This is a genomic window from Rhodococcus sp. IEGM 1241, from assembly GCF_033142365.1.
Lineage (GTDB): Bacteria > Actinomycetota > Actinomycetes > Mycobacteriales > Mycobacteriaceae > Rhodococcus_F > Rhodococcus_F erythropolis.
The window spans coordinates 477,154-497,888 of the sequence record NZ_JAWLSE010000003.1 but is presented as its reverse complement, the minus strand read 5'-3'; the positions used below and the strand labels follow the sequence as shown (position 1 = coordinate 497,888).

The window sequence follows — 20,735 nt, the reverse complement described above, 5'->3', positions numbered from 1 at the left end:
CCTACTGAGGAGTCGGGTCGGTTCGCCGGGTGAGTTGGCGGGCGTTACTCTCCCATCCATGCCTTATCTCGAACGCGACGGCGACGTATTCATCCTGTACCTCGGCAACGAGGGCGAAACGGACAACGAGAACCGCTTCGGCCCTGAGTGGATCGACGCTGTTCACAGCAAGTTGGACGAAGTCGAAGCGCACGAGGGACCCGCAGCCCTGGTGACGACGGCGACGGGCAAGTTCTACACGAACGGCCTGGACACGACGTGGATCTTCGGCAATCTCGACGGTCTGCCCGGCTACCTGGACAAGGTCCACACCATCTACAGCCGTTTGTTGACCTTCCCGATGGCCACGGTCGCGGCCGTGCAGGGGCACGCGTTCGGCGCCGGCGCCATGCTCGCGTCCTCACACGATTTCCAGATCATGCGCGCGGACCGCGGCTTCTACTGCCTCCCCGAGGTCGGACTGAACATGCCGTTCACTGTCGGCATGTCAGCACTGTTGAACAGTCGTCTGCCCAAGCAGACGGCAGTCGACGCGATGACGACGGGGCGTCGATTCGGCGGCGCCGACGCGCTTGCTGCCGGCATCGTGCAGGAAACGGTCGACGGCGACGGAGTACTCGCCGCAGCAGTGACCAAGGCGTCGGCACTGACGTCGACTCACGGCAAGAACTTGGCGGGAATCAAGGCAGGCATCCACCGCGATGCTCTTGCGGACCTCGCTCAGGTGACTGACAAGAGCAACTTCTCCTTCGGGTGAGACAATGATCGCGTGAACCAGAATGTCGACAGCGCAGTCAGGTCCGTAGAGGCCGATCTGATTGCGCTGTCGCATTCGATTCACAGCGATCCGGAACTTGCCTTCGAGGAGTTCCGCAGCGCTGCCAAAGTGTCGGACCTGCTGGCGCAGCACGGTTTCGCGGTCACTCACGGGATCGTCGATCTGCCGACGGCCTTCGATGCCACCTACGGCAGTGGAGAGTTGGTCATCGCGATCTGCGCCGAGTACGACGCGCTGCCCGAGATCGGTCATGCCTGTGGGCACAACATCATTGCCGCCGCCGCGGTCGGGGCCGGCATCGCGTTGGCTACCGTGGCCGACGAACTGGGGATCACAGTCCGAGTGATCGGTACTCCCGCGGAGGAAACCGGTGGCGGCAAAGTTCTGATGCTCGAGCGTGGTGCATTCGACGGCGTCGGCGCGGCCATGATGGTTCATCCAGGACCGATCGACATCATCGGTGCCACCTCGCTGGCCCTGGCGGACATCGCCGTCAGCTATCACGGTCGCGAAGCGCACGCCTCTGCTGCGCCGGAATTCGGTCGCAATGCCGCTGATGCAGCGACGCTCGCGCAGGTGGCGGTCGGATTGTTGCGCCAGCACCTCCAGCCAGGGCAACAGATTCACGGAATCGTCAGTGATGGCGGCACTGCTCCCAACATCGTTCCGGCTCGGTCCGAACTGCTGTACTACCTGCGTGCCGAGACGGCCGCATCGTTGGCCAATCTGTCCGAGCGTGCCGACGCCTGCTTCGCCTCGGGCGCACTCGGCACCGGATGCACCCACGAAATCCGCACGGTATCGCCCACTTACACCGAGTTGACCCCCGATCCGTGGCTGGCGGCGGCGTACCGTGAACAGATCGTCGACCTCGGGCGGGTGCCACTGGCAGCGGAATGGGAGCGCTCCCGTCCACTGGGTAGTACGGATATGGGTAATGTGACCAATGTGATTCCGGGAATTCACCCGGTCGTAGGCTTGGATTCATCGGGGGCAGTGACACATCAGCCGGAGTTCGCGGCCGCGTGTATCACCACCTCCGCAGATCGAGCGGTAGTCGACGGTGCAATTGCGTTGGCCCGCACTGCTGTCCGGGTAGCGTCCGATCCAGAACAACGCACCCGTCTGTTGGAAGGGGTAGATCGCCGGTGAACGCGGCAATCGACACGTGGATTCACGCGCACACCGACGACCTCGTCGCGTGGCGTCGACACATCCATGCCAACCCGGAGTTGGCTCGCCGCGAATACGCGACCACCGAATTCGTCGCGACCCGCCTCACCGCCGCTGGGCTGTCGCCGAAGATCCTTCCCGGTGGCACCGGGCTCACGTGCGACATCGGACCTGAGGGGCCGCGAATCGCACTTCGCGCCGACATGGACGCTTTGCCGATGCAGGAGGCGACCGGGGCGACGTATTCGTCCACGGTCCCCGGTGTGTCTCATGCATGCGGGCACGACGCCCACACCACCATCCTGCTCGGCGCCGGATTGGCTCTGGCCACGCTGCCCGAACTTCCCGTCGGGGTTCGGCTGATCTTCCAGCCCGCCGAGGAAGTCATGCCTGGTGGTGCACTCGACGTCATCGCTGCCGGCGCGCTCGACGGCGTGTCCAGAATCTTTGCTCTGCACTGCGATCCGCGACTCGAGGCGGGCCAGGTCGGAATGCGTCTTGGCGCGATCACCTCTGCTGCAGACACGATCGAGGTCGTTCTCGACTCTCCGGGTGGGCACACGTCGAGGCCGCACCTGACCACGGACCTCATCTACGCACTCGGCACAGTCGTGACCGGGCTGCCGGGAATGCTCAGCCGTCGTATCGATCCGCGTACCGGCACCGTGATGGTGTGGGGTGCGGTCAGTGCAGGTCAGGCGCCCAACGCGATTCCGCAGACCGGCATGATGACGGGCACGGTACGTACCGGCGATCACGACACGTGGGAGTTGCTCGAACCGCTCGTGGAAGAAATCGTCCACGGACTGCTCGCGCCCACCGGAGTTCGCTACCAACTCAACTATCGTCGCGGAGTGCCACCGGTCGTCAACGACGAGGTGTCCACTCGGATGTTCGAGGACGCCATCGCGACCGTCGGACAAGATGCTTTGGCGGACACCCCGCAATCCGGTGGTGGCGAAGACTTTTCGTGGTACCTCGAAACCGTGCCGGGTGCCATGGCGCGGCTCGGCGTGTGGTCGGGTGAAGGCGATCAGCTCGACATCCACCAACCCACTTTCGATCTCGACGAGCGTGCACTCGGCGTCGGTGTGAAGGTTCTGACGAGCCTGGTTCTGGGATAGTTCCGGTTCCCGTCGGGGGTACCGTTTTTCGTGTCGTTCGAGTGAAGGTACGGGCATGTCCATAGGTGTGGGAGTGCGAATCGGCACATTGGTGTCGACGGCTGTAGTTGCGTCCAACGATCCGGGTTCGGCCGATCCGGTGGTGTTGGTCAGGGACACGATTCTCAATCAACGCAAGGACGGAACGACCGTGCTCGGCGGTACCGAGCAATTGGGCGCCGGCCGTGAATTCTCGGAATCATGGTCAGGTTTTGTCGGCCGTGTGGGGGACCCGAGTGGCGTCTCCGGAACGGCCGATACCCGTTACCGCGCCGAGGATTTGGTGGCGACGTCGATTCGCTGCCTATTGCAGGAATGCGAGCCGCTGCCCGATCGTGGTGGTCGAAGTGGGGGAGCGCCCGACATCGTCGCGACTTACCCGTCGCGCTGGGACTCGTCCACAGCGGCCCTCATGCAGGATTCTCTGGTCTATGCAGGCCTCGAGCGGGTCACTCTCGTCTCGGACGCCGAGGCGGTCTCGGCGTGGTTCGAGTCGGAAATCGCGGCACTCGCCGGCACGCTCATCGGCATCTATCACGTCGACGACACCGGGGCCGCGGTCACGCTGGTGCGTTCGGGCGTCGCCGCCGGCCGCGCATTCGGCTTCGCCGGCGACGGGAGTTCACCGAGTTCACGCCTCGCGACGGCCCTGGGTGCGTTCGGTTGGATGCCGGAGAACCTGGACGCCGTAGTCGTCACCGGTGACGGAGAACCGGCGACAGACAAAGCAGCCATGATGTCCATAGCGGCCGGAATCGCCGAAAAGCTCGGTGTCAGATGTGAACTCGGGCCCGGACCGGAGCAGTCGGCCGCGTTGGGAGCCGCAATTCTGGCTGCCGGTTTCACCTCGACGTCGCACACGATCGTTCCGATCGGTTTGCCGCCTTCACACGACGTGACGGAGGTGTTCGACACTCTCGGACGTGAGAAGGTGGCGGCTGAAACTGCAACCGGGGTGGCAACAGTCGAGCCGGAAACTGCAGTTGCCGCAGGCGAATCGGAGTCACGCGGTTCCAAGCGTGTGCTCATCGGCCTGACGATTGTGGTGGTACTCGCAGCACTTGCAGTGCTCGCGTATTTCCTGCTGCTTTGAGCAGGACAGCTATCTAATCGGTAACACCGTTACCGGGACCCACGTTGCGGCTGTTTCTCGTCCGCAACTCTCGCACGTACTCGGCCGGCGCTCCGGCAATCTCGGCGGCGTCGGCCATCACGCCGATGTAGCGGGCCGACGGCAGTCCGCCTTCGTACGCATCCATGACGTAGAGCCAAGCGAGCACCGCATCGCCTGCGGTGTCGACCCGCACGCGGATCTTGCGGTGCAGACCAAGTTCGGCACCTTCCCAGCGGTCCAGACTCACTTCGTCCTCTTCCGGGACGTCGTAGAGGACCACGAAAACACTGGAATCGGGGTCTTCGACCACGGTGGCGAGAGCCCCCTCCCAGCCGAGGTCCTCGCCGCTGAAGGTCAGGCGCCAGCCTCGCAGCCACCCTGTCCCGGACATGGGCGAGTGTGGGCAGCGCAACAACATCTGCTCGGGATGCATGTTGGAACCGTAGGCGGCATAAATCGACACGGGCGCAAGCCTAAACCGTGGTCCGAGGGTGTGGCGAAGCGGACCACCGGACGCAAGTAATCTGGTACAAGCACTGCGCGACACGTGGTGCTCGAATAGCGTGACACTGGTCGACGGGAGACCCCTGCCGGCCACGCGAGGACTTGGAGGACACATGACCCGGATCGTGATCATCGGTGGCGGACCCGCCGGCTACGAGGCGGCACTGGTAGCCGCGCAGCACGGGGCCACGGTCACCCTGGTCGATTCGGACGGCGTCGGCGGCGCGTGTGTGCTGTTCGACTGTGTCCCGTCGAAGACGTTCATCGCGTCCACCGGAATCCGCACCGACATGCGTCGTGCATCCGACCTCGGCATCACTCTGGATCCGGAGCAGGCTTCGGTGTCACTGCCGAAGATCCACTCCCGAGTCAAGAGTCTCGCGTTGTCCCAGTCTTCGGACATTCGCGCACGGTTGCAGACGGTTGGCGTCGAGGTTCTCTCCGGCACCGCCGAACTGACCGATCCGCTCCTCGGTATGGCAGCACACCAGGTTCGCGCGACGCTCGGAAGCGGCGAGCAGAAGACCATCGACGCAGACGTCGTGTTGATCGCCACCGGCGCCAGCCCCCGCATCATCCCGGGAGCCGAGCCCGACGGTGAGCGAATCATGACGTGGCGTCAGCTCTACGACTTGGACGAGCTGCCCGAGCACCTGGTCGTGGTCGGTTCCGGTGTCACCGGTGCCGAGTTCGTCTCCGCGTACACCGAGATGGGCGTCAAGGTCACACTCGTGTCCAGTCGTGACCGTGTTCTGCCCGGCGAGGATGCCGATGCGGCGCTCGTGCTCGAGGACGCCCTCGCCGAGCGCGGTGTCACCCTCGTCAAGCACGCCCGCGCAGACGCCGTCGAGCGCACCGAGAAGGGCATCATCGTCAAGCTCTCCGACGGCCGCACGGTCGAAGGAAGTCACGCTTTGATGACCGTCGGTTCCGTCCCCAACACCAACGGTCTCGGCCTGGAGCGCGTCGGCATCGAGTTGGACAAGGGTGGATACCTGCGTGTCGACCGGGTCTCGCGCACCACGGTTTCCGGTATCTACGCCGCCGGTGACTGCACCGGACTGCTCCCGCTCGCGTCGGTGGCTGCGATGCAGGGACGTATCGCGATGTACCACGCACTCGGTGAAGGCGTCAGCCCGATCAAGTTGAAGACCGTCGCATCGGCCGTCTTCACACGCCCCGAAATTGCAACGGTGGGTGTTTCGCAGGCCGCGATCGACAACGGAGAGGTGCCTGCTCGCACCGTCATGTTGCCGCTCAACACCAACCCGCGCGCCAAGATGTCCGGTTTGCGCCGCGGCTTCGTGAAAATCTTCTGCCGCCCGGCTACCGGCGTGGTCATCGGCGGTGTTGTGGTCGCGCCCACCGCTTCGGAACTCATCCTGCCGATTGCGATCGCCGTGCAGAACAACCTGACGGTCAACGACCTGGCTCAGACGTTCTCGGTGTACCCGTCGCTGACCGGATCGATCACCGAGGCAGCTCGTCAGCTCATGCGTCACGACGACCTGGACTGAGAACGGACCAGAGTCTTCTTACAATGTGAGAAGTCTGTTTCACATACTGAAGTATTGGTGAGATAGTCGAGATACCGACCGAATCAAGGGTCGGTATCTCGGCGCTCTCCCGCCCCGTTGACCCAGGACGGCTCAGGGTGTTTTCCTCTGACCTTCATTCTGCGTGCCTGGGAGCTTCACATGACACACGCCGCGCTGTCCGCTCGTATGGACGGACTCCGTAGTTCTGCAATTCGCGATCTGCTCACCTTGACTGCCCGACCCGACGTCATCAGCTTGGCCGGCGGACTACCCGATCCTGATTTCATTCCGCGGGAACGAATCTCGAAGGCAGCCCACGACGCACTCGGTGACCCCTCGTCCGTTCAATACGGCGAGACGTCAGGCCTGCGGCGCCTCCGTGAGGTGATTGCCGAGCGCGAATCCTCCAAGATCGGGCGGGCACTCGACGTGTCCGAAGTTGTGATCACACACGGTTCTCAGCAAGGTTTGAGCCTGCTCGCGCAGGTCCTCCTCGACGCCGGTGACGTTGTGGTCGTGGAGGAACCGGCATATACCGGTGCGCTGCAGGTCTTTCGGACGGCGCAGGCTCGTCTCGTTCCCGTCCAGTTGGACGAGGACGGAATGGACACCGACGCGCTCGAGGCGAAACTCGCCGCCGGTCTTCGGCCCAAAGTTGTGCACACCGTGAGCAATTTCCACAACCCGCGGGGCGCGGTGCTTTCGGCGCAGCGGCGAGCGCACTTGGCGGCGCTGGCGGACCGATACGGGTTCTGGGTTCTCGAGGACGACCCGTACGGCGAACTGTACTTCGGCGAGAAACCGCCCGCACCGCTGGCGGCGTTGTCGGACAGGGTGATTCGGCTGTCCAGTGCTTCCAAAGTGTTGGCACCGGCGCTGCGCGTCGGCTGGCTGCACGGCGACCGAAAGGTCTGCGAGGCGGTCGAACTGATCAAGCAAGGCGCTGACCTGTGCGGGTCTTCGCTCACCCAGCAGATCGCCGCAGACCTCTTCTCCGACGTCGAATGGTTCGAAACGCACCTCGACAAGCTCCGGGAGGGTTACGGCGCCAGAGCGAAGGCGTTGGTCACGGCCGCCGAGACGGAATTGAGTGGGCGTGCACGCTTTTCCGAGGTCCGCGGCGGGATGTTCTGTTGGATGGATTTCGTGGACGACGTCGACACCACCGAACTCCTGGGTGCCGCGCTCGAGCATGGCGTGGCATTTGTCCCAGGTTCGGCCTTCGCGGTCGAAGCTGACCTCGGTCGAAGCGCTCGATTGTGTTTCGCGACGTATCCCGAAGCCGTGCTGGTCGATGCCGTCGGCAGGCTCCGGAAGAGTGTTACCGCAGGTACAGCCTGACCTTGTCGATAGTGTTGCGGAGCAGATCGATCTCCGTGCTCGATGGTGGGGTGGTGATGGTGACGTGCTCGGCGACGGCGAGGTCCCATCCCGTCGACTCTCGGACTTGATCGACGGAGATTCCCTCGTGGACGCTGGTCAACTCCAATTCGCCGCCGGGGCCCTGGTGTGTCAGGACGCCGAGGTTGGTGAATACCTTTGTCACTCCTGCACCTGCCGGCATGATGCCCTTACCGCTGGCGTGGGCGCGGGCGGGGCTGGGTGAGGTGCAGAAGTCGAGCTCGGCCGGAAAGGAACTGAGATCGTGGCGACGCATCACGACGAAGATCTCGGCGGCGTTCGCGATGATCTCGACGGCCCCGCCCGCTCCGGGCAGTCTGACCGTCGGGTTCTTCCAGTCACCGATGAAACTTGTGTTCAGACTGCCCGTTCGATCGATTTGGGCGGCCCCGAGAAATCCGACGTCGACGTTGCCACCTTGCAGGACGTAACCGAAGAGCGCGGCCATGCTCAGCACGGATTCGGCACCGGAGACAACCACGGAGTCCGCGATACCCTCGGCCATTGCCGACGGATGTGCACCGCACACTCCGGATTCGTAGATCAGCTCGACGTCCGGATTCGACGTGTGCCGCGCGAGATCGACTGCGAGCGTGGGTAGTCCAACTCCGGCGAAGACCCGGCGCTTACCCGCCAATTCGCGTGCCGCGACGGCGACGATCGTTTCGGTGGAGGTGGTGCTACCGGTGTCGATCGTGGTGGTCATAGTCTGCTCCCGTAGTCGACTGGTGTGGAGAGGTTTGGTCCGACCTCGAGATCCGACCAGTAGTCGGCTCCGAGTTTGGCGAGATACTCGCCGTGACTGTCGAGTGCGTACACCCATTCGTCGAGCCAATTTCTCAGCCGTGAAGGGTCTTTGGAGATTTCAGTCCAGCGTCGGTAGAAGCCGCAATCGCGGTCGTAGTATCCCTGCGCGTACGACGGGTGTGCGCCGCGCGGGCAGACGACAACCGCGTCGACTGCATGCGAGGGAATCAGAGTTCGGCTCGGGTCTGACCTGATGACCTCGTCGTCGACCAGTTCTTCGACAACGACGATTGCCTTCTTCGCGGCGTACACGGCCTCTTGCTGCACCCCGGCGATGCCCCAGATCTGCGCGTTCCCGGACGTGTCCGCTCGCTGTGCGCCGATGATCGTGACATCCGGATTCAATGGCGGCACAACGTAGACGCTCCCGCCGCCGTACGGGTCCTCGACGAGTCTCAGTTGTGGGTTGAGTGCGGGTAGATCACTACCGGCGTACGACCGTAGCGGGAAGAAGGGAAGCCTGGCGGCTCCCGCCTGATACCGGCACACCATGCCGTAATGGCTGTATTCCTCGACTTCGAGGGGGAGCGGGTCCTGGTTCTCGATGCGTCTGCGTAACTCGTACAGAGAACCTGCGGAGCCGCTGGCGAAGAACGAAGCGACCAGCTTTCGGACGCAGCCGGCGGCGACGAGTTGATCGGAAACGATGTCCGGCGTCATCCGGCACAGCGTGAGGTCCTTCCTGCCCTGCCGGATGATCTCGTGTGCCGCGGCAAATGGAATGAGATGCGAAAAGCCCTCCAACGCAACAGTCATTCCGTCGCCGACGTATCGACCGATAGCCTCTTTCATCGAGAGCGTCTTGTCCACGTGTGTACCTCTTCTTACGTTCTCGCGCACTTGGTCGGTTTCGGAAACTTGACATGGTCGGCCGGTGTGGCGCAACAATGTCGGGTGGAAATTCATCAGATCAACGCATTTCTCGCGGTGGCTGAGGAGCTACATTTCGGCCGTGCGGCTCAGCGCCTTCGGATTGCGCAACCGCCGCTGAGTCGAACGATCAGGCAATTCGAGAAACAGCTCGGTTCGCCGTTGTTCGATCGAAGTACTCGAACTGTGCGGTTGACTGCTGCCGGTGAAGCACTGCTGCTTCCGGCGCGCGAAATTCTGGACGCGTGCCGGATGGCCGAGATCGCGGTATCCGCGGCAGGCCAGGGAACGACAGGTCGCGTTCGCCTGGGCTTCGCGGGAACCTCGTCGCACCTGCTCGTCGGGCGGTGGGCGAAATTGGTGAGAAAGACGAACCCCGGTATCGAATTTGTACTCGACAGTTCCGCTTTCGCGAACGAGGCGTTGTTGATGTTGCTCGATCGACGCCTCGACATCGGGATGGTCCGGTGGACCGTCCCGCCGCTCGGGATCACGTCGAGATTGATCGCCGAGGAGAACTTTCTGGTTGCCATGTCGAAAGACCATCCGATGGCGTCGAGGGAATCGGTTCGGTTGATCGAATTGGAGTCCGAGAATTGGGTGACGCTTCCGGCGGAGCCGGGTTCGATTCTGCGGGAGTCTCTGCTCACTGCGTCGAAGAACGCAGGGTTCCTGGCTCGAATCGTGCAGACGGCACCGGATTCGATGTCGTTGATCGCGCTGGTGTCCGCGGAAATCGGATGCTCGTTGACTATTTCGTCGGTGGCGCAAAGCATCGTGAACCCTGATGTTGTCTTTGTTCCCGTCATGGATCCACCTCCTCCCCTTCAACTGCGTATCGCCTGGCGAGATGGAGACGACAGACCTGCTCTTCTCGAAGTGTTGAAATTGTCCGAGCAGGCGCTGCCGTCCCTGGCTTAGACGGTTGCCCGACCGGTAGGAATTTCACCCGCTTCGGACTTCGGCGAGTTTGCAGTATCGGCAAGAGCGTTCTCGAGTTCGAGCTCGTCGTAATCCGCTTGCTCGGCCGTCGAGAGTTCGCTTGCGTTGTAGCCGGTACGTCGGAGCAGGAGAAGGGTGCAGATCAGCGAGACAAGTGCGTACAGTCCGGACACGATCGCGACCCCGACGATGTTGCCTGACGTGTTGAGCATCCACTGCGCCAGTACCGGAGTTCCGCCGCCGACGACAAGGGAACACAGTTGATACGCCGTCGACAGACCCGTGTAACGGATGTTCGCAGGGAAGGCGCGAGCGAGAACGCCGGCGATGGCGCCGTAGAACATCGAGTGCGGGATCGTGGCGAGACACATCGCAACGACTGCGATGGTGAAGTTCCCGGTTCTGATGGCAAAGAACATCGCGGGCATGAGAACGAACTCCGGTATCACCATCAGGCACATGGCCTTCCGCATGTCTATCTTGGAAACCAGAACGGCCCCGAACGGTTGGACGATGAACTGCACGACAAGTGCGATCGCGATAGCGGCGAGGAATGTGCCGCGGTCGTATCCGAGTTCTTTTGTAGCCCAGGACAATGCGAAGGTGTTCTTGAAATAGGTGACCTGGGCGAGGGGGAGTGCGCCGGCGCCGAGGAGAACCAGCACCCAATGCTTGCGCAATACTTCGGCGAGCGGAAGTTTGACGACCTTCTTGCGGGCGAGAACGGCCTTCATCTCGTCGGACTCTTCGAGTTTCAGGCGAATGATCATGCCGAGGATGACCAGGCCTGCCGAAACGAGAAAAGGGATTCGCCAGCCGTAGAGAAGGAATGACGGCGTCGGCATCGAGGACAGCAGGAAGAATGCGATGGTTGCCAACAGATTTCCCGCGGGGGAGCCCTGCTGAGCGAACGCGGAGTAGAGGATGCTCTTGCCCTTCGGCGCGTTCTCGCTGGCGATGAGTACCGCGCCACCCCACTCACCACCGACCGCAATTCCTTGGATCACGCGAAGGGTGACCAGACCGATCGGGGCCCACATGCCGACCTGCGCGTAGGTGGGGAGGAGTCCGATCCCGACAGTGGCGACGCCCATCATCATCAAGGTGATGACCAGAGTGTTCTTGCGCCCGATCCGGTCTCCGAGATGACCGAAGATGATCCCGCCGATCGGCCTGGCGAGGAACCCTGCCCACAGGGTGATGAAGGCGAGGAGCGTGCCGACTCCGTTCGGCAGTGTGTCGGAGAAGAAGATCTCGCCGAATACCAGGGCAGCCGCGGTGCCGTAGATATAGAAGTCGTACCACTCGATGGTGGTTCCGATGAATGAAGCGATACCGGCTCTTCGTGCCTTGGCGTTGATCTCCTCGGAACTGCGAGTGGGTGAACTCATGCGTGGCGACCTTTCTCTGCAACATTCGCGGCGCCGAAACGTGGCGCGCCTGAATGAGATTCGCAGAGTGGTGTAGGTCACGTCCAATACCAACTTGGTCGCCTATTGATACCTCAGGAGTATCAATAGGCGACCATGATCAGCTCTTCCGGTATGGAAGGATCGGGGTGATTACTCGGACCAGTTGTACGTCCGCTCGACGGCCTTGTTCCACTCCGCGTACAGCCGTGACCTTTCGGACTCGTCCATCGCCGGTTCCCAGGTTTGGCCGACGGCCCAGTTGTTGCGGATGTCTTCGGTGTCGGCCCAATAACCGATGGCGAGGCCCGCTGCATACGCAGCGCCGAGTGCTGTCGTTTCGTTGACCACCGGACGGATGACGGGAACTCCGAGGATGTCCGACTGGAACTGCATCAGGGTTTCGTTGACCACCATGCCGCCGTCGACCTTCAGCGCGGACAGTTCGACTCCCGAATCCGCACGCATGGCGTCGATGACCTCACGGGTTTGGTATGCCGTCGCCTCGAGCGCCGCGCGAGCCAGGTGTCCCTTGTTGACGAACCGCGTCAGGCCGACGATCACGCCGCGTGCATCCGGTCGCCACCGGGGTGCGAACAGTCCGGAGAACGCGGGTACGAAGTAGGCGCCGCCGTTGTCGTCGACACTTGCGGCGAGTGGCTCGATGTCCTTGGCGTTCTGAATGATTCCGAGATTGTCCCGAAGCCACTGTACCAAGGAGCCGGTCACCGCGACGGAACCTTCGAGTGCGTATACGGCAGGGGCTTCGCCGAGTTTGTAGCAGACGGTCGTCAGCAGTCCGTGCTTGCTGTGCACCGGCTTCGTTCCGGTGTTGAGAAGCATGAAATTGCCGGTGCCGTAGGTGTTCTTGGCTTCACCCTCGGAGAGGCAGGCCTGGCCGAATGTGGCTGCCTGCTGGTCACCGAGGATTCCGGCGACCGGCACACCGGCGAGATTGCCGCGAGGACGGCCGGTGCCGTAGACCTCGGACGAACTCCGGATTTCCGGGAGCATCGACATCGGGATTCCGAAGTCCGCGCAGATCGATTCGTCCCACTGAAGGGTCTCGAGATCCATCAGCATCGTGCGTGACGCATTGGTGACATCTGTCACGTGAACACCGTCGGTCAGGTTCCATACGATCCACGTGTCGACGGTGCCGAAGCACAATTCTCCGGCCTCCGCTTTGGCTCTCGCGCCGTCCACGTTGTCGAGAATCCACCGGATCTTCGGCCCGGCGAAGTAGGTCGAGAGCGGCAGTCCGGTCTTGTCTCGGTACTTGTCCGGACCCTCGTCGCCGCCCAGTTCGACACACAGTTGATCCGTGCGCGTGTCCTGCCACACGATCGCGTTGTAGATCGGCTTGCCCGTCGAACGCTCCCAAACGACGGTCGTCTCACGCTGATTCGTGATTCCGACGGCCGCGATGTCGGCCCGCGTGAGGTCGACCTTCGCGAGAGCGCCGGCCACCACCTCCCGGGTGTTGATCCACAGCGCAACCGGGTCGTGCTCGACCCAACCGGCACGCGGGAAAATCTGCTCGTGTTCTTTCTGCGCAACGCTCACCACGGCGCCGTCGTGATCGAAGATCATGCAGCGGCTCGACGTCGTGCCTTGGTCGATGGCGGCGATGTATTGATTCACTGTGCTCCTATGTTCGGGCGCGTTCGCAGTTATCCGTGCGCTGTCGCAGTATGTGGATCAAGCTACTAGCCTGTAAACGGATTCGTCGTCGACTTACAGGAGACCGGGTTGAGTAAGCAGCAAGGTGCGCAGTTTCTCGGCCCGCAGCAGCGTGAAGCTGCTTGGGAACAGCTTCAGACCGAGCAATTCGACGTCGTCGTTGTCGGCGGCGGTGTTGTCGGTGTCGGGGCTGCGCTCGATGCGGCCACCCGCGGACTCAAGGTTGCGTTGGTCGAGGCCCGTGACTACGCATCCGGCACGTCCAGTCGCTCGTCGAAGATGTTCCACGGCGGTCTCCGCTATCTAGAGCAACTCGAATTCGGCCTCGTTCGTGAAGCATTGCGTGAGCGCGAACTCTCGCTGACCACGCTCGCTCCGCACCTGGTCAAGCCGCTGAAGTTCCTGTTCCCTCTGGCTCACCGAGTGTGGGAGCGCCCGTACATGGCGGCGGGAATCTTCCTCTACGACCGAATGGGCGGCGCAAAGTCGGTCCCCTCCCAGAAGCACTTGACGCGGGCGGGCGCACTACGCATGTCGCCGAGCCTCAAGCGCAGTTCGCTGACCGGTGGCATCCAGTACTACGACACCGTCGTCGACGACGCTCGGCACACCATGACCGTCGCACGGACCGCTGCACACTACGGCGCGGTCGTCCGAACGTCGACGCAGGTCGTCGGCTTTCTGCGGGAAGCGGATCGGGTCTCGGGAGTTCGTGTTCGGGACTGCGAAGACGGCCGTACCGCCGAGGTCAAGGGTCACGTCGTCATCAATGCGACCGGTGTCTGGACGGACGAGATCCAAGCGCTCTCACGTCAGCGCGGACGGTTCCGGGTGCGAGCGTCGAAGGGCGTACACATCGTCGTCCCGCGCGATCGCATCGTCAGTGAAGCCGCCATCATCCTGCGTACCGAGAAGTCGGTGCTGTTCGTCATTCCGTGGGGCAGTCACTGGATCATCGGCACCACTGATACCGACTGGAACCTGGATCTCGCACATCCGGCGGCAACCAAAGCAGATATCGACTACATCCTCGGCCACGTGAACTCCGTCCTGGTCACGCCGTTGACGCACGCCGACATCGACGGTGTGTACGCCGGTCTGCGTCCGCTGCTTGCCGGTGAAAGCGACGAGACGTCGAAGCTCTCGCGCGAGCACGCCGTTGCCCGTGTGGCTCCAGGTCTGGTCGCCATCGCCGGCGGAAAGTACACGACGTATCGGGTCATGGCGGAAGACGCCGTCGACGTCGCAGCAGAAGACATTCCGGCGCGGGTTGCGTCGTCGATCACGGAGAAGGTACCGCTCGTCGGCGCCGACGGATACTTCGCGTTGATCAACCAGACCGTGCAACTGGGCGAGCAGTACGGCTTGCATCCGTATCGCGTCAAGCACCTGCTCGACCGCTACGGTTCGCTCATCACCGAGGTCCTCGAACTCGGCCGGCAGACACCGGAGTTGTTGCAGCCCATCACGGACGCGCCCGATTACCTTCAGGTCGAAGCTGTGTACGCCGCCGCGGCCGAGGGGGCACTGCACCTCGACGACATTCTGGCCCGCCGTACGCGTATCGCAATCGAATATCCGCATCGTGGTGTCAACTGCGCACAGCAGGTCGCCGGATTGGTTGCCCCGATTCTCGGTTGGGATGCCGCCACCGTCGAACGCGAAGTCGACACGTACCGAGCGCGTGTCGAAGCCGAAATCGAGTCTCAGACCCAGCCGGACGACGAGTCGGCGGACGCATTGCGCGCCGCAGCGCCGGAGTCGCGGGCCGAGATCCTCGAGCCCGTCGTCGTGGTGCCGGATCGGGTCTGAGTCGCCTGTCGTTTGTTCTCGGTCTGTCGCGGGTAGGCGGATGGCGAATCACCACCCGTGTCAGCACAGACCGGTCGAGCGTCACCCAGGAGGATCTCAATGTTCGGTAATCGGTCGCGATCTGCTGAGGAACACATAGCTACCGGCTATCTGGTCACTCACCTGTGCGGGGCGATGGTGGGGCTGCAACTCTCGCGGTCACTCGCGGACTCGTACGGCGTCTGGGCCGACGGTGAGCTGGACTCGTTGCCGGGTGAGCTCGAGTACGAGATCGAGCAGCTGCTGCAACTGATCGAGGACACCCAGGGCATATCTCTGCCGCGGTACTCCAAGATCGACGCGACGGTCAATCGGATCAGACGCCTCGTTCACGTCGACGCAATCTGGCGCAACCGTCTCGTGAAGTTGGCAACTCTCGAGATCATGCGGACCGCTCTGTGCGGCAAGAGTGCGATGTGGGAGGTCCTGCGAGACATTCCGGCCGGGGAGACCGAGGAGCAGTACCGCGAACTCAACGACCTGGTGTCCAAGCAGATCACCACGGTCACGGCGCTGCATCACCGCGCAGCTACGGAGGCTTTCCAGGGGACGGACGGGCGGGAATCGGCGAGCGGCGGCGACCCCATCAGGTCGAGTAAGTAAGGTTTGTACCGTTCGATGAAGAATTCGATGAACGGTAGACCCCGAGGTGTATGGAGATGGCTGAGCGCGACCAAGCACTGACAGAACCCAAGGCAGTGTTCGCGGCGTTGGCGGAGATCCTCTACTCCGCGGCAGACAGCGCCGAGGTGTACTCCGCGATCTGTTCGGCGGCTGTCGAGTTGATTCCCGGTTGCGACCACGCAAGTCTGATGCTGCGACGTGGAAACACCAACGTCACCGTAGCGGCGAGCGACGAGATCGCCGATTATGCAGACGATCTCGAGCGTGCCACCGGTGAGGGGCCGTGCATCGACGCCCTCGATACGGAGGCGCCGCAACTCGAGTCGGACCTTCGCACCCCGAATCAGTGGCCCGAGTTCGCTCGGAAAGTAGTGGCAGAGACACCCATTCGCGGATCGATGGGGTTCCGGCTGATGGTAGATCGTCAGAAGTTCGGTGCCCTCAACCTCTTCTCGGACACTCCGGGGGCTTTCACCGAAACCGTTGCCGACCACGCGATCATGTTGGCGTCATTTGCATCCGTGGCTGTCACTGCGCTGACGCGAGGTGAGGACGCCGACTCGTTGCGACGTGGTCTGGCAAGCAGCCGCGAAATCGGTCAGGCCGTCGGTCTGCTGATGGCACTGCATCGTGTGTCCGACGACGAGGCCTTCGACATTCTGGTGCGAACCTCACAAAACATGAACGTCAAGATCGCCGAATTGGCGCGCAAGGTCATCGTCCAGCATCGTTCGACTCTGGACTGAGCGCTTCGTTCGTTCCGGGAGAACCGAGGAGTTGAGATCGCTTGCGATCCACCGTCTCTCGAAGAGCTGTCACCACCGCTGCGACCTCCGGGCGTCGCAAGGATTCCGAACGGGCCACCAACCAATAGGAAAGTCTCACCTCGATGTGAGCCGGTAGAACGCGAATCAAATCGTCGTGCTGCTCGGCCATGAAACAGGGGAGAAGGCCGATGCCGGCACCCGCGCGCGTTGCCTCGATGTGTACGAACACGTTGGTGGACGTGACGGCCTCGCGCATGGAAACCGTGAGCTTGCGAGCCAGATCGAGTTCGTCGACCTGCAGCATCGAGTCGATGAAGTACACGAGCGAGTGATCGGCCAGATCTGCGGCACTCTCGGGAACAGCATTCTGACGTAGATAGTCTCGGGACGCGTACAAACCCAGCGCGTAGTCGGCCAGATGGACTGCTTCGGCGCGGTGAACGTGAGGCTTGCCGACCACAACCTCGATGTCGAGACCCGAGCGTATCTGCGACGCCTTTCTGGTTGCGACAACAATCTCGACGCTGACGCGGGGATGGCGTCTGCGAACCGCGGCGCCGGCGGGCGCCGCGATGTATGCGCTGAATCCGTCGGTCGCCGAGACTCGCACGACGCCGTCGAGTTGCTGCTGACCGGTGGAGTCGAGCGCCAGTTCGTTCACCGCGGCCTCGATGCGCTCGGCCGCGCTGAGGGCTTGTCTGCCCAGGTCGGTCAGCTCCCAGCCGCCGGACGAGCGGACCAGGACACGGCCGCCGAGACACTTCTCGAGCGAGGAAATGCGGCGCGAGATGGTGGTGTGATTGAGGCCGAGGTCGTCGGCGGCGGTGTTGAAGCGACCGGTGCGACCGACCGCGAGAAGCACCAGTAGGTCGTCCGGGCTCAGTCCGAGAGTCATATCTGCATTTTTGCACCTATATGGTGCGAGATTTGTCATTGTCGTGCCATCAATCTGCACTGATACTCATCGAGTCACAAAAAATGTGCGAGCGGTCACATTCCTGATCGTGAAGAGCAGGCGAATCGCGAACTGAAGACGAGGGAGTCCACGATGAGCGTCGACAACATGCCGAAACCTGAGAGCCAAGCCCCACCATCGGGGCTGAAGAAGGTGGTCGGCGCCTCGATGGCGGGCACCGTGGTCGAGTGGTACGAGTTCTTTCTGTACGGCACGGCGGCCACGCTGGTCTTCAGCAAGGTCTTCTTCCCCGGCGGCGGCAACGAGCTGGATGCGATCATCGCGGCTTTCATCACCTACGCCGTCGGATTCGCCGCCCGGCCACTCGGCGGAATCGTCTTCGGATACTTCGGAGACAAATTCGGCCGAAAGCAGTTGCTGCAGTTCAGTTTGCTGTTGGTCGGCGCCGCAACGTTCTTGATGGGCTGCCTGCCTACCTACGGTCAGATCGGCTACTGGGCGCCGGCAATGCTGGTCACGCTGCGCTTCATCCAAGGATTCGCGGTCGGCGGCGAATGGGGTGGGGCGGTACTCCTGGTCGCCGAGCACAGCCCGAATCGATCGCGCGGATTCTGGTCGTCGTGGCCTCAGGCCGGCGTGCCGATGGGCAACCTGGTGGCGACGGTCGTGCTGTTGATCCTGACGTCGACGCTCTCGGACGAATCCTTCATGAGTTGGGGCTGGCGCGTTGCCTTCTGGCTCTCCGCGGTGATCGTTCTGGTCGGGTACTACGTTCGGACCAAGGTCACCGATGCTCCCATTTTCATTGCGGCGCAGAAGGAAGCAGAACTGGTCAAGGCAACCTCGTACAGCGTTTTCGAGGTCGTCAAGCGTTACCCGCGCGGAGTGTTGACCGCGATGGGGCTGCGTTTCGCCGAAAACGTCATGTACTACCTCGTGGTGACCTTCTCGATCACTTACCTCAAGGTCGTCGTTCATGCGGACACGGCGCACATCCTCTGGTGGATGCTGATGGCACATGCCGTGCACTTCGCAGTGATTCCGTTGGTAGGCAAACTGTCCGACACGATCGGTCGACGCCCGGTGTACATGATCGGCGCCGTCACCGCCGGAACGTGGGGATTCTTCGCCTTCCCGATGATGAACAGCGGGCACAATGCAGTCATCTTGTCGGCAATCATCATCGGGCTCGTGTTCCACGCGTTCATGTACGCCGGCCAACCCGCGATCATGGCCGAGATGTTCCCGACTCGGATGCGCTACTCCGGTGTCTCGCTGGGTTATCAGGTCACGTCCATCGTGGCGGGTTCACTGGCTCCGATCATCGCGACCGGATTGCTGAGCAAGTTCGACTCCTCGGTCCCCATCGCGATCTATCTCCTGCTGGCATCCCTGGTCACCATCGTTGCAGTCGTTTTCGCGCGGGAGACCAAGGGAATCTCGCTCGAGTCCGTCGACGCCGCTGACGCCCGTGTTCTCGCCGACGAGCGGGCCGGTGTGTCTGTATGACGCTGACCGGAAAGTCTGCTCTGGTCACCGGTGGTGCCAGCGGGATCGGCGAAGCGTGTGCTCGACTCCTCGCCGCCCGCGGCGCGCATGTGACCGTCGCCGATCTCGACGACGTCGCCGCGAAGTCGCTGGCCGACGAGATCGACGGCACGGCGTGGGCCGTCGATCTCCTCGACACCGACCAACTCGTGGATCTGTCACTCGAAACGGACATACTCGTCAACAACGCCGGCATACAACGGGTCAGTCCTATCGAGGATTTCGACGTCGAGGACTTCCGGAAGATTCAGCGCCTCATGGTCGAAGCGCCATTCCTCCTCGCTCGGGCCGCCCTGCCGTACATGTACCGCAACAGTTTCGGTCGCATCGTGAACATTTCCTCGGTCCACGGGCTCCGCGCTTCGGCATTCAAGAGTGCATACGTCACGGCTAAGCACGGACTCGAAGGACTGTCGAAAGTTGTTGCGCTCGAAGGCGCCCCACACGGTGTCACCAGCAACTGCGTCAATCCGGGCTACGTCCTGACGCCACTGGTGCGATCCCAGATCTCCGACCAGGCAAAGGTTCACGGAATCAGTGAATCCGAGGTTGTCGAAAAGGTGATGCTCACCGAGAGCGCAATCAAACGGATGGTCGAGCCTGCGGAGGTGGCATCGCTGGTGGGCTGGTTGGCATCGACCGACGCGTCGATGGTGACGGGGGCGTCGTACACCATCGACGGAGGGTGGAGCGCCAGCTAGACCACCCGAGCTGCTGGGTTTTTCACGCTTCAGGAATCTCGATTCCGAACTTCTCGCGAGTGATGACCTCGGGTTCGGGACCGCCGCGAACTCCGGTGTCGAGTGCGTCGATTGCGGAGAGTTCTTCGGCGGTGAGTTCGAAGTCGAACACGTCGAAGTTCTCCGCGATGCGCGAGGGAGTCACCGACTTGGGGATCACCTGGCGGCCCTGCTGGAGGTGCCAGCGGAGCATCACCTGTGCGGGAGACTTGCCGTGAGAGGAAGCGATAGCGCCGATGGTGGCGTCCTCGAGGGTTGAGCCGTGAGAGCCGTCGCGATAGAACGTGATTCCGCCGATCGGTGACCAGGCCTGAGACAGAATGCCGTGATCGGCGTCGGCCTCGAGCAAGGTCGACTGCCTGAAGTATGGATGGACCTCGATCTGGTTGACCGCCGGCACTACGGACGTTGCGTCCAATAGTCGGGTGAGGTGATCCGGCATGAAGTTACTGACTCCGATGGCACGAACCTTGCCGTCTGCGAGAAGTGTTTCCAGGGCCTTGTATGCGTCGATGGTGCGCTCGAACTCGCTCGGCAACGCCTGGTGAAGGATGAGGAGGTCAAGTTGCTCGACTCCGAGTTTGCCTGCGCTCTTGTCGAAGGCGTGCAAGGTCTCGTCGTATCCGTAGTCGGTGATCCAGACTTTCGTTTCGACGAAGATCTCACCGCGATCGAGACCGGATCGCCGGATCGCCTCGCCGACGCCCTTCTCGTTGCCGTAGGCCGCAGCCGTATCGATATGGCGATAACCCACCGAAAGCGCGGACTCGACTGCGGCGAGAGTTTCGTCCGGCGGGGTCTGGTAGACGCCGAAGCCCAGCGCGGGGATGTCGACGCCGTTGTTCAGTTTCAGGCTCGGGATGCTCATGTCGTCCACGGTAGCGGCGGCCACTGGTTCGGTGGGAGT

General features: G+C 62.5%; 19 protein-coding genes. 12 read left to right on the top strand and 7 right to left on the bottom strand.

The window, feature by feature from the left end:
* The first annotated feature begins 58 nt into the window (after nucleotides 1–58).
* The 4 genes from R4P70_RS17305 to R4P70_RS17290 are packed head-to-tail and all read left to right on the top strand — an operon-like array spanning nucleotide 59 to nucleotide 4,207.
* The gene (locus tag R4P70_RS17305) at nucleotides 59–757 is read left to right on the top strand and encodes an enoyl-CoA hydratase-related protein (protein WP_019747702.1); all 699 of its coding nucleotides are present in this window, start codon (nucleotides 59–61) and stop codon (nucleotides 755–757) included.
* 12 nt (nucleotides 758–769) lie between these two features.
* Nucleotides 770–1,930 carry a M20 family metallopeptidase gene (locus R4P70_RS17300; protein WP_317831026.1) on the top strand — a complete coding sequence of 387 codons (1,161 nt, stop codon included), beginning with the start codon at nucleotides 770–772 and terminating at the stop codon, nucleotides 1,928–1,930.
* Nucleotides 1,927–3,075 (top strand): M20 family metallopeptidase, encoded by a 1,149-nt coding sequence (locus R4P70_RS17295; protein ID WP_003940741.1) that lies wholly within the window; start codon nucleotides 1,927–1,929, stop codon nucleotides 3,073–3,075. Before R4P70_RS17300 ends, R4P70_RS17295 begins: the two co-directional genes overlap by 4 nt.
* Nucleotides 3,076–3,130: 55 nt before the next feature.
* Nucleotides 3,131–4,207, top strand: coding sequence for a hypothetical protein (locus R4P70_RS17290; RefSeq protein ID WP_020907043.1), 1,077 nt, complete (start codon nucleotides 3,131–3,133; stop codon nucleotides 4,205–4,207).
* 13 nt (nucleotides 4,208–4,220) lie between these two features.
* Here R4P70_RS17290 and R4P70_RS17285 read toward each other — a convergent pair whose 3' ends face one another.
* Nucleotides 4,221–4,691 carry a gamma-glutamylcyclotransferase gene (locus R4P70_RS17285; protein ID WP_003940753.1) on the bottom strand — a complete coding sequence of 157 codons (471 nt, stop codon included), beginning with the start codon at nucleotides 4,689–4,691 and terminating at the stop codon, nucleotides 4,221–4,223.
* Between the two features lie 154 nt (nucleotides 4,692–4,845).
* On the opposite strand from R4P70_RS17285, the gene R4P70_RS17280 reads away from it, so the two are divergent.
* On the top strand, nucleotides 4,846–6,249 hold the full coding sequence (locus tag R4P70_RS17280) for an NAD(P)H-quinone dehydrogenase (RefSeq protein WP_020969166.1): 1,404 nt from the start codon (nucleotides 4,846–4,848) through the stop codon (nucleotides 6,247–6,249).
* Between the two features lie 180 nt (nucleotides 6,250–6,429).
* Nucleotides 6,430–7,611: a PLP-dependent aminotransferase family protein gene (locus tag R4P70_RS17275; RefSeq protein WP_019747706.1), complete on the top strand. Its 1,182-nt coding sequence runs from the start codon at nucleotides 6,430–6,432 to the stop codon at nucleotides 7,609–7,611.
* Here R4P70_RS17275 and R4P70_RS17270 read toward each other — a convergent pair.
* Nucleotides 7,592–8,377: a CoA-transferase subunit beta gene (locus tag R4P70_RS17270; RefSeq protein WP_020907045.1), complete on the bottom strand. Its 786-nt coding sequence runs from the start codon at nucleotides 8,375–8,377 to the stop codon at nucleotides 7,592–7,594. The genes R4P70_RS17275 and R4P70_RS17270 overlap by 20 nt on opposite strands.
* Complete coding sequence (locus R4P70_RS17265; RefSeq protein WP_317831025.1) at nucleotides 8,374–9,288, bottom strand: CoA transferase subunit A; 915 nt, start codon at nucleotides 9,286–9,288, stop codon at nucleotides 8,374–8,376. The genes R4P70_RS17270 and R4P70_RS17265 overlap by 4 nt, the downstream gene beginning before the upstream one ends.
* Before the next feature lie 84 nt (nucleotides 9,289–9,372).
* Here R4P70_RS17265 and R4P70_RS17260 point away from each other — a divergent pair, with 84 nt between their 5' ends.
* Nucleotides 9,373–10,269, top strand: coding sequence for a LysR substrate-binding domain-containing protein (locus tag R4P70_RS17260; RefSeq protein WP_029537902.1), 897 nt, complete (start codon nucleotides 9,373–9,375; stop codon nucleotides 10,267–10,269).
* Here the strand turns inward: R4P70_RS17260 and R4P70_RS17255 are convergent.
* Both R4P70_RS17255 and glpK read right to left on the bottom strand, forming a co-directional pair.
* Nucleotides 10,266–11,681, bottom strand: coding sequence for an MFS transporter (locus R4P70_RS17255; RefSeq protein WP_019747710.1), 1,416 nt, complete (start codon nucleotides 11,679–11,681; stop codon nucleotides 10,266–10,268). The two genes, R4P70_RS17260 and R4P70_RS17255, sit on opposite strands and share 4 nt — an antisense overlap.
* A gap of 171 nt (nucleotides 11,682–11,852) precedes the next feature.
* The gene (glpK, locus tag R4P70_RS17250) at nucleotides 11,853–13,343 is read right to left on the bottom strand and encodes a glycerol kinase GlpK (RefSeq protein ID WP_019747711.1); all 1,491 of its coding nucleotides are present in this window, start codon (nucleotides 13,341–13,343) and stop codon (nucleotides 11,853–11,855) included.
* Between the two features lie 108 nt (nucleotides 13,344–13,451).
* On the opposite strand from glpK, the gene R4P70_RS17245 reads away from it, so the two are divergent.
* The 3 genes from R4P70_RS17245 (at nucleotide 13,452) to R4P70_RS17235 (ending at nucleotide 16,603) form a co-directional block, all read left to right on the top strand.
* Nucleotides 13,452–15,194 carry a glycerol-3-phosphate dehydrogenase/oxidase gene (locus R4P70_RS17245; RefSeq protein ID WP_047890264.1) on the top strand — a complete coding sequence of 581 codons (1,743 nt, stop codon included), beginning with the start codon at nucleotides 13,452–13,454 and terminating at the stop codon, nucleotides 15,192–15,194.
* Nucleotides 15,195–15,293: 99 nt separating this feature from the next.
* Nucleotides 15,294–15,836: a hypothetical protein gene (locus R4P70_RS17240; protein ID WP_020969170.1), complete on the top strand. Its 543-nt coding sequence runs from the start codon at nucleotides 15,294–15,296 to the stop codon at nucleotides 15,834–15,836.
* 50 nt (nucleotides 15,837–15,886) lie between these two features.
* Complete coding sequence (locus tag R4P70_RS17235) at nucleotides 15,887–16,603, top strand: GAF and ANTAR domain-containing protein (protein ID WP_019747714.1); 717 nt, start codon at nucleotides 15,887–15,889, stop codon at nucleotides 16,601–16,603.
* Here R4P70_RS17235 and R4P70_RS17230 read toward each other — a convergent pair.
* Nucleotides 16,572–17,519 carry a LysR family transcriptional regulator gene (locus R4P70_RS17230; RefSeq protein WP_021332532.1) on the bottom strand — a complete coding sequence of 316 codons (948 nt, stop codon included), beginning with the start codon at nucleotides 17,517–17,519 and terminating at the stop codon, nucleotides 16,572–16,574. The two genes, R4P70_RS17235 and R4P70_RS17230, sit on opposite strands and share 32 nt — an antisense overlap.
* 153 nt (nucleotides 17,520–17,672) lie before the next feature.
* On the opposite strand from R4P70_RS17230, the gene R4P70_RS17225 reads away from it, so the two are divergent.
* Together R4P70_RS17225 and R4P70_RS17220 are read left to right on the top strand one after the other, a co-directional pair.
* Nucleotides 17,673–19,049 carry an MFS transporter gene (locus tag R4P70_RS17225; protein ID WP_041815787.1) on the top strand — a complete coding sequence of 459 codons (1,377 nt, stop codon included), beginning with the start codon at nucleotides 17,673–17,675 and terminating at the stop codon, nucleotides 19,047–19,049.
* Complete coding sequence (locus R4P70_RS17220) at nucleotides 19,046–19,789, top strand: 3-hydroxybutyrate dehydrogenase (RefSeq protein ID WP_046378316.1); 744 nt, start codon at nucleotides 19,046–19,048, stop codon at nucleotides 19,787–19,789. Before R4P70_RS17225 ends, R4P70_RS17220 begins: the two co-directional genes overlap by 4 nt.
* Nucleotides 19,790–19,811: 22 nt before the next feature.
* Here R4P70_RS17220 and R4P70_RS17215 read toward each other — a convergent pair whose 3' ends face one another.
* Nucleotides 19,812–20,696 carry an aldo/keto reductase gene (locus tag R4P70_RS17215; protein ID WP_099697419.1) on the bottom strand — a complete coding sequence of 295 codons (885 nt, stop codon included), beginning with the start codon at nucleotides 20,694–20,696 and terminating at the stop codon, nucleotides 19,812–19,814.
* Nucleotides 20,697–20,735 lie beyond the last annotated feature (39 nt).

What these genes read in the sequence shown, in the direction of transcription:
- R4P70_RS17225 (WP_041815787.1), top strand. Translation starts at nt 17,673, where the DNA reads ATGAGCGTCGACAACATGCCGAAACCTGAGAGCCAAGCCCCACCATCG.
- R4P70_RS17290 (WP_020907043.1), top strand. Translation starts at nt 3,131, where the DNA reads ATGTCCATAGGTGTGGGAGTGCGAATCGGCACATTGGTGTCGACGGCT.
- R4P70_RS17240 (WP_020969170.1), top strand. Translation starts at nt 15,294, where the DNA reads ATGTTCGGTAATCGGTCGCGATCTGCTGAGGAACACATAGCTACCGGC.
- R4P70_RS17275 (WP_019747706.1), top strand. Translation starts at nt 6,430, where the DNA reads ATGACACACGCCGCGCTGTCCGCTCGTATGGACGGACTCCGTAGTTCT.
- R4P70_RS17215 (WP_099697419.1), bottom strand. Translation starts at nt 20,696, where the DNA reads ATGAGCATCCCGAGCCTGAAACTGAACAACGGCGTCGACATCCCCGCG.
- R4P70_RS17220 (WP_046378316.1), top strand. Translation starts at nt 19,046, where the DNA reads ATGACGCTGACCGGAAAGTCTGCTCTGGTCACCGGTGGTGCCAGCGGG.
- R4P70_RS17280 (WP_020969166.1), top strand. Translation starts at nt 4,846, where the DNA reads ATGACCCGGATCGTGATCATCGGTGGCGGACCCGCCGGCTACGAGGCG.
- R4P70_RS17255 (WP_019747710.1), bottom strand. Translation starts at nt 11,681, where the DNA reads ATGAGTTCACCCACTCGCAGTTCCGAGGAGATCAACGCCAAGGCACGA.
- R4P70_RS17270 (WP_020907045.1), bottom strand. Translation starts at nt 8,377, where the DNA reads ATGACCACCACGATCGACACCGGTAGCACCACCTCCACCGAAACGATC.
- R4P70_RS17235 (WP_019747714.1), top strand. Translation starts at nt 15,887, where the DNA reads ATGGAGATGGCTGAGCGCGACCAAGCACTGACAGAACCCAAGGCAGTG.
- R4P70_RS17305 (WP_019747702.1), top strand. Translation starts at nt 59, where the DNA reads ATGCCTTATCTCGAACGCGACGGCGACGTATTCATCCTGTACCTCGGC.
- R4P70_RS17230 (WP_021332532.1), bottom strand. Translation starts at nt 17,519, where the DNA reads ATGACTCTCGGACTGAGCCCGGACGACCTACTGGTGCTTCTCGCGGTC.